Annotated in this window: 6 protein-coding genes and 1 pseudogene; all 7 read left to right on the top strand. The window is 62.8% G+C overall.

Features of this window, described 5'->3' with window-relative positions:
* Positions 1-1,122, top strand: a pseudogene (rlmN, locus tag QOC89_RS26025) (23S rRNA (adenine(2503)-C(2))-methyltransferase RlmN); the annotation flags it as partial.
* Positions 1,123-1,340: 218 nt separating this feature from the next.
* Positions 1,341-2,447 carry a helix-turn-helix domain-containing protein gene (locus QOC89_RS26030; protein WP_323047650.1) on the top strand — a complete coding sequence of 369 codons (1,107 nt, stop codon included), beginning with the start codon at positions 1,341-1,343 and terminating at the stop codon, positions 2,445-2,447.
* An 86-nt stretch (positions 2,448-2,533) separates the two neighbouring features.
* Entirely contained in the window at positions 2,534-3,880 is a 1,347-nt protein-coding gene (ispG, locus tag QOC89_RS26035; RefSeq protein ID WP_323047651.1) for a flavodoxin-dependent (E)-4-hydroxy-3-methylbut-2-enyl-diphosphate synthase, read from the top strand.
* A gap of 20 nt (positions 3,881-3,900) precedes the next feature.
* Positions 3,901-5,250: a histidine--tRNA ligase gene (gene hisS / locus QOC89_RS26040; protein ID WP_323047652.1), complete on the top strand. Its 1,350-nt coding sequence runs from the start codon at positions 3,901-3,903 to the stop codon at positions 5,248-5,250.
* A 66-nt stretch (positions 5,251-5,316) separates the two neighbouring features.
* Positions 5,317-5,946 carry a tetratricopeptide repeat protein gene (locus tag QOC89_RS26045; protein ID WP_323047653.1) on the top strand — a complete coding sequence of 210 codons (630 nt, stop codon included), beginning with the start codon at positions 5,317-5,319 and terminating at the stop codon, positions 5,944-5,946.
* 75 nt (positions 5,947-6,021) lie between these two features.
* Entirely contained in the window at positions 6,022-7,167 is a 1,146-nt protein-coding gene (gene bamB / locus QOC89_RS26050) for an outer membrane protein assembly factor BamB (RefSeq protein WP_323047654.1), read from the top strand.
* A 406-nt stretch (positions 7,168-7,573) separates the two neighbouring features.
* On the top strand, positions 7,574-8,206 hold a 633-nt coding region (locus QOC89_RS26055), incomplete at its 3' end, for a ribosome biogenesis GTPase Der (RefSeq protein WP_323047655.1).

Here is an 8,206-nt window from a genome sequence, read left to right on the forward strand (position 1 = left end):
GACCTCGACGCCCAAGGGCTCGTCGCCTATTGCGACAGCCTGGGCGAGAAGCCGTTTCGCGCCAAGCAATTGCAGCGTTGGATCCATCAGTACAACGCTGCCGATTTCGACGGCATGACCGATCTGGCGAAGTCCTTGCGCGAAAAGCTCAAAGGCCGCGCAACGATCACGATGCCCGGCATCGTCAGCGACAATATTTCGACCGACGGCACACGTAAGTGGCTGATCGACGTCGGCAACAGCAACGCGGTTGAAACCGTCTACATTCCCGAAGAAACGCGTGGCACGCTGTGCGTGTCGTCGCAGGCCGGGTGTGCGGTCAACTGCCGTTACTGTTCGACCGGCAAACAGGGTTTCGCCCGCAATCTCACCACCGGTTAAATCATCGGCATGTTGCGCATGGCCGAGTTCGCGCTCCGTGCCACGCGTGGCACGGACGGCGGGCGCGCCACGGGTGGTGACGGTAAAGGCGAGCGCGTCGTCACGAACGTGGTGATGATGGGCATGGGCGAGCCGCTGCTCAATTACGACGCGGTGGTGCCCGCCATGCGCCTGATGCTGGACGACAACGCGTACGGCCTGTCGCGTCGGCGTGTCACCTTGTCCACCTCCGGCGTTGTGCCGATGATGGACCGGCTTGGCGCCGATCTGCCGGTGGCGCTCGCTGTTTCGTTGCATGCGCCGAGCGATCCGTTGCGCGACATGCTGGTACCGCTGAACAAGAAGTATCCGCTGCGCGAACTGATGGCCGCTTGCCAGCGCTATCTGAAAGTCGCGCCGCGCGATTTCATTACGTTTGAATATTGCATGCTCGACGGCGTCAACGACAGCGAAGCGCAAGCGCGCGAATTGCTGGCCGTTACGCGCGACGTCCCGTGCAAGTTCAACCTGATTCCGTTCAATCCGTTCCCAGAGTCGGGTCTCATCCGCTCGAAGCCGGAACAGATCAAGCGGTTTGCACAAGTGTTGATGGACGCGGGCGTCGTCACCACGGTGCGTAAAACCCGCGGCGATGATATCGACGCTGCCTGCGGTCAGTTGGCTGGTGCGGTCAAAGACCGCACGCGCCTCGCTGAGCGCACCGGGAAGGCGGCGAAGGTGATCGAGGTTCGCGCCGTGTAATCGTGCGAGGCGAGGCAGGGCGTGACGTTCGGCAGAAAGCTGTCCGGGCGGGCAAAAACCCTCCGCGCGATCCGCGATTGAAAAGAAAGTTTGCAGAAGCGATCGGAAGCGGCACATAAGGCCGCGCATTTTGTTATAAACGGTCTGCGATTCGGGCGTGAGGCTTTGGCCCGTCCAGGTTGCACAAGTGAAAAAGAATCGACGCGAAAGGATTTGGGATGAGTGAGCCGCAGCACCCGCAGCCGCAGGACACGGACACAAACGAAGGCCATCCGGCGCCAGTCGCCCGGGCGGTGGTGCAACCTGTTGTGCAGCCGGGCCTGACGGGTTTGGATTCCCTGGCGGCGGTTGGCGCGCGCTTGACCCAGCTGCGTGAATCGAAGGGCTGGACGATTGAAGACGTGTCGGCGCGCCTGAAGGTATCCGTCACCAAATTGCGTGCGCTCGAATCCGGCGACATCAGTCATTTGCCGGACACGACCTTTGCGCTCGGCGTGGTGCGCAGCTACGCGAAGATGCTTGGCGCCGATCCCACGCCGTTCACCCAGGCGTTGCGCCGCGAAAAGGGCGTACCTGCGCCGGATCTGTCGATGCCGGCTTCGTCGGGTAAGGATTTGCCGCGCGGCCGCGTATCGCTGTCGCTCGGTGGCAGTGGGCAGAAGAGCCGCTCGTGGCTGTGGGGCGTTGCGGCGGTGATCGTCGCGGTGATCGCCCTCGCCATGTGGCACACCAATGGCGGTGATTCGTCGGCGTGGCTCGCACGTTTGAAGGCGAGCGCGAACGGCGCCGCGGGTGGCGCGACCGGCGCATCGGGCGCGGTGGCGCAAAGTCCGGCGGCGGGTTCCGAGGCAATCGCGGAAGACGCTGCTTCCGCGGCGGAAACGCAGTCTGTAGCAGACAATGCAGCGTCGGCTACGCCGATGCCCGCGCCGCTGGCAACGGGTACGGCGCCGTCTCCCGCGCCGGCTGTGACGGCTGCAGCGGTCGCGCCGAAAGCCGGTTCACAGGCGGCGGCGCAAGGTGCAAGCGCGCCGCTGGTCGCCGCGATTGGCGCATCAGCTGTAGCGCCGGCCGCAGGTGAGGCGATCGTCGCGCTGCGCGTGACGCAAGACAGCTGGTTCAGCGTGCGTGGCAAGGACGGCAAGGAAGTGTTCTCCGGCCTCGTGCACGCAGGCGATACGAAGGAAGTAACGGGCGCGGCGCCTTTCAAGGTCACGATCGGTAACAAGGCAGGTCTCGAGTCGATTACGCTCGACGGCCAGCCGGTCGATCCGTCGAAATATTCCGCGGCCAAGGGTAATGTGGCGCGCTTCGCGCTGCCTTGATAGATACGGTATGCGCCGCGGCCAACCGGTCCGCGGCGCTTTTTCAATTCAGGCGCTACGTCTTTTGTGTAGCGCATGCGGCGTAAATGGGTTTTTCGATGCAATCCGAAGCTCACTCCCAATCCAGTAGCAAGATCGTTTCAACCGAGCCGGTGTTCGGCGGCCACGCAGCGCGGCGCAAGTCGCACGCGGTCGATGTCCGTTGGGGCGGCCAGCTCGTCACCATCGGGGGCGATGCGCCTGTGCGCGTTCAGTCGATGACCAACACAGACACCGCGGACGCGATCGGCACCGCGATCCAGATCAAGGAACTGGCGCAAGCCGGTTCGGAACTGGTGCGTATCACAGTCAATACGCCGGAAGCGGCGGCGGCCGTGCCGGCTGTTCGCGAGCAGCTCGACCGCATGGGCGTGTCGGTGCCGCTCGTCGGCGATTTTCATTACAACGGCCACTTGCTGCTGCGCGATTACCCCGCGTGCGCGGAGTCGTTGTCGAAATACCGGATCAATCCGGGCAACGTCGGCCACGGCGCGAAACGCGACACGCAGTTCGCGCAGATGATCGAAGCGGCAGTGAAATACGACAAGCCGGTGCGGATCGGCGTCAACTGGGGCAGCCTCGACCAGGACCTGCTCGCCAGGATGATGGACGAAAACGCCGCGCGTGCCACACCGTGGGAAGCGCAGAGCGTGATGTACGAAGCATTGATCCAGTCGGCCATCGGCTCGGCGGAGCGCGCGGTCGAAATCGGCCTGCCACGCAACAAGATCATTCTGTCGTGCAAGGTCAGCGGCGTGCAGGATCTGATCGCCGTGTACCGCGAACTGGCGCGCCGTTGCGAATTCGCGCTGCATCTCGGCTTGACCGAAGCGGGTATGGGTTCCAAGGGCATCGTGGCGTCGACCGCTGCGTTGTCGGTATTGCTGCAAGAAGGCATCGGCGACACGATCCGTATTTCGCTGACGCCGGAGCCGGGTGGTCCGCGTACCGGCGAAGTGATTGTGGGTCAGGAAATTCTGCAGACCATGGGCCTGCGTTCGTTCACGCCGATGGTGATCGCGTGCCCAGGTTGCGGCCGTACCACCAGCACGCTGTTCCAGGAACTGGCGTCGCAAATCCAGACCTATCTGCGCACGCAGATGCCGGTCTGGCGCGATCAGTATCCTGGCGTCGAGAAGATGCATGTCGCGGTGATGGGCTGCATCGTCAACGGTCCGGGCGAATCGAAGCAGGCGAATATCGGCATCAGCTTGCCGGGTTCGGGCGAGAATCCGGCCGCGCCGGTGTTCGTCGACGGCGAGAAGGTCAAGACGCTGCGCGGCGATAATATCGCGCAAGAATTCCAGCAAATCGTGAGTGATTATGTCGAGCGCCGCTATGGCCGCACTGACGCCGGTGGCACCGAAGCCGGTCGCACCGAAGCGCTCAACTAAATACCGTCAATTGAAGACAGATGACTGAACAGAAGAAAAAGCTCGAAAAGCTGTCCGGCGTGAAGGGTATGAACGACATCCTTCCGCAGGAAGCCGGGCTGTGGGAATTTTTTGAAACGACCGTCAAGTCGATGCTGCGTTCGTACGGATACCAGAATATTCGTACGCCGATCATCGAGCATACGCAGTTGTTCAAGCGCGGTATCGGTGAAGTGACCGACATCGTCGAGAAAGAGATGTACAGCTTCACTGACGCGTTGAACGGCGAAAATCTGACGATGCGCCCGGAAAACACGGCGGCAGTCGTGCGCGCCACGATCGAGCACAACATGCTGTACGACGGTCCGAAGCGTCTGTGGTACATCGGCCCGATGTTCCGTCACGAGCGCCCGCAGCGTGGCCGGTATCGGCAGTTCCACCAGGTCGGCGTGGAAGCATTGGGTTTCGCCGGACCGGACACCGACGCTGAAATCATCATGATGTGCCAGCGTCTGTGGGACGACCTCGGCTTGATGGGCATCAAGCTCGAACTGAATTCGCTGGGTCTCGTCGAAGAGCGCGCGGCACATCGCGTCGAGTTGATCGCTTACCTCGAAAAGCACATGGACGTGCTCGACGAAGAGGCGAAGCGCCGTCTGTACACGAACCCGCTGCGCGTGCTCGACACGAAGAATCCGGCCATGCAGGAAGTCGCGCAGAATGCGCCCAGGCTGATCGATTTTCTCGGCGAGGAATCGCGCGCGCACTTCGAAGGCCTGCAGCGCATTCTGAAGGCGAACAACATTCCATTCACGATCAATCCGCGTCTCGTGCGCGGTCTCGATTACTACAATCTGACCGTGTTCGAATGGGTGACCGACAAACTCGGCGCGCAAGGCACGGTCGCGGCCGGCGGCCGTTACGATCCGCTGATCGAACAGCTCGGCGGCAAGCCGACGGGTGCGTGCGGCTGGGCAATGGGTGTCGAACGGATCCTCGAGCTGCTGAAAGAAGAACAACTGGTGCCGGAAGACGAAGGTTGCGACGTGTACGTGGTCCATCAGGGCGACGCGGCGCGCGAACAGGCCTTTATCATTGCCGAGCGTTTACGCGATACGGGCCTCGACGTGATCCTGCATTGCAGCGCCGACGGTCAAACGGCGAGCTTCAAGTCGCAAATGAAGCGCGCTGACGCGAGCGGCGCGGCATTCGCGGTGATCCTCGGCGAAGACGAGATCGCCAACGGCACGGTCGGCGTGAAGCCGCTGCGCGATACGGGCGCGAACGGCGCTAACGGCGGTAAAAACGAGCAACATAACGTGCCCGCCGAAGACTTGACCGAATTTCTAATCAATGCGATGGTTGCAACCGCCGAAGACGGCGACGACTGATCGCGATGTCGTCGAGCCCCTTGGCTCGACATGCACACGTATCAAGAAAGAGGAAATCGCCGGGCGATGAGTTACCACGACGAACAAGAATCGATTGAAAGTCTGAAGGCATGGTGGACGCAGTGGGGCAATGCAGCCACGTGGATCGTGCTGGTGGCATTGGTTGCAGCAGCCGGCTGGAATGGCTGGAATTTCTGGCAACGGCGTCAGGCGGCGGAAGCCGCGGTGCTGTATGACCAGGTGCAGCAAGCCGCGGCATCGGGCGACAAGGCGAAGATCACGCGCGTCGCCACCGACATGGAAGACAAGTTCAGCCGCACCGCGTATGCGCAGATGACCGCGTTGGGCGCTGCCAAGGCGCTGTACGCAGCGGGCGATGAAGCTGCCGCGAAGGCCCAGTTGCAATGGACCATCGATCACGCCAAAGACGACGAGTTCAAGCAGATCGCCAGGCTGCGTCTGGCTGCGCTGCTGCTCGACGACAAGGCTTACGACCAGGGCCTGGCACTGCTCGCCGAACCGCAGTCCGACGCGTTCAAGGGCATTGTGGCGAACGGCCGCGGTGACCTGCTCGCCGCGCAAGGTAAGCGTGACGATGCGCGCGCGGCCTACAAGCTCGCGCTCGACACGCTGTCGAAAAACGATAGCTCGGCTCGCCAGTTGATTCAGTTCAAGCTGGACGCGCTGGGCGGCTAATCGCCGAATGCAGCGCGTCGCATGTAACGGCCAACCGGTCTCCTTTAATTAATTTCCTGAATGCTTCGTCCACCGATGAATCTGCTGAAACGTTACGCTGTGCCCGTTGCCTGTGCGATGACCGTCCTCACCATGGCGGCTTGCTCATCCACGAAAGACGAGCGCCGCGTGCCGACGCCGCTCACCGAGTTCAAACCCGTGCTCGACGTGCAGCAGGCGTGGAAGGCCAGCGTGGGCAAGGCGGGTCGTTACCTGTTCTCGCCAGTCGCGATCGGCAACGCGGTGTACGCGGCCGGCGCGAATGGCTCGGTTGCGAAGATCGACGCGCAAACCGGTCAGGACATCTGGCGCGTCAAGCTGCATGACGATCTGTCGGCAGGTGTCGGCAGCGACGGCACGCTTACGGCGGTCGGCGGCCTGAAGGGCGACGTCTACGTGCTTGGCGCGGACGGCAAGCAATTGTGGACGGCCAAGGCGCCTGGCGAAATCATCTCGCCGCCGCTGGTCGGCAATGGCCTTGTGGTAGTGCGCACGGTCGACGGCCAGATCGTCGCGTTCAATGCGCAAACCGGCGAGCAGAAATGGAACTACCGCAACCGCGCGGTGCCGCTCAATCTGCGCGTCTCGTCGGGCATGACGTTCGCGGGCGACGCGGCTGTGCTGGCAGGCTTCCCGGGCGGCTCGTTCGCCGCGATCAACCTGCAGACCGGCGACAACTACTGGCAAACGCCGGTGTCGTATCCGAAGGGCGTGACGGAAGTGGAGCGGATCAATGACGTGACCGGTCCGCCCACGCTGGTCGGTTCGGAAACCTGCGCGGTGACGTTCCAGGGCCAGATTGGCTGCTTCGATGCGAATTCGGGCCGCGCAGTGTGGGAAAAGGCGTTTTCGAGCACGAGCGGCCTCGCGCAAGATGAAGGTGCCGTGGTCGCGGCCGACGACTGGTCGGTGGTGTCGGCATTCGACGTCAACAACGGTTCCCCGCTGTGGAAGAACGACAAGCTCAAGAACCGCGAGCTCAGCGTCCCGTTTATCCTGGGTCACGCCGCGGTGTTGGGCGACTATCAGGGCTTCGTGCACTTCCTGTCGCGCGACGACGGCACGCTCGTGGCCCGTATGAAGACCGACGGCAGCCCGATTACCGCAGCGCCGGTTCTGGCCGGCGAAACGCTGGTCGTGCTGACGCATGACGGTGACTTGTACGGCTACCGCCCGCGCTGATCGCGCAGGTCTCGAGTAGTCGAGCGTGCGGGCCGGCTTCGCCGGCCGCGTGCGTTTTTGTTGGGCAACAGAGTAATTAGAAGAATTCCGCCGGACTGGCTGGTCCGGCAAGTCGGACCAGAAGCGGCCCATGTGGCCATCGGTGGCTGCTTGCGGCGCCACCTTCGACGGCAAATCGCATTGAACTGGCATGCGCGCCGTTGAGCAAGAAAGACTGAAACTGGCGGCCCACTGGCGCCGCCCCATACAGCCAACCCCCCGTCCGTCCGGGTGCGCATATTGACAGCGCATCCGTGGCTGGCCGAATTCGTGATAATTTTCGTCAAACGCTGCCGAGTAGCGGCCGCATGGCGTCGCTACGCGGGCGGTCGATTTCGATCCCGCGTTTCACCGTGAACAACATCTGATGAAACCCGTTATTGCCCTGGTTGGGCGCCCCAATGTGGGGAAATCCACGCTATTCAACCGTCTCACGCGCACGCGTGATGCGCTGGTTGCCGACCTGCCCGGTCTCACCCGCGATCGCCATTACGGCGAAGGGCGCGCCGGCGATCGGCCGTATCTGGTCGTCGATACCGGCGGCTTCGAGCCGGTGGCCAAAGACGGCATCCTGCACGAGATGGCGCGTCAAACCCGCCAGGCGGTCGAGGAATCGGACGTCGTCGTGTTCATCGTCGACGGCCGCAATGGTCTCGCGCCGCAAGACAAGACGATCGCCGAGTACCTGCGCAAGGTCGGCCGGCCGATTTTCCTTGTCGTCAACAAGGCGGAGGGGATGAAGTACAGCACGGTGGCCGCGGACTTCTATGAACTCGGTCTCGGCGACCCGCGCGCGATCTCGGCGGCGCACGGCGACGGCGTCACCGAAATGATCAACGAGGCGCTCGGCGTTGCGTACGCCGGGCAACCGGAAGTGGAAGAAGGCGAGAAGGAAGCGCGCGGCGTGAAGATCGCGATCGTCGGCCGGCCGAACGTGGGCAAGTCGACCTTGATCAATGCGTTGGTCGGCGAAGAGCGCGTGATCGCGTTCGATATGCCA

It is taken from the genome of Paraburkholderia sp. (assembly GCF_034668105.1).
Classification (GTDB): domain Bacteria; phylum Pseudomonadota; class Gammaproteobacteria; order Burkholderiales; family Burkholderiaceae; genus Paraburkholderia.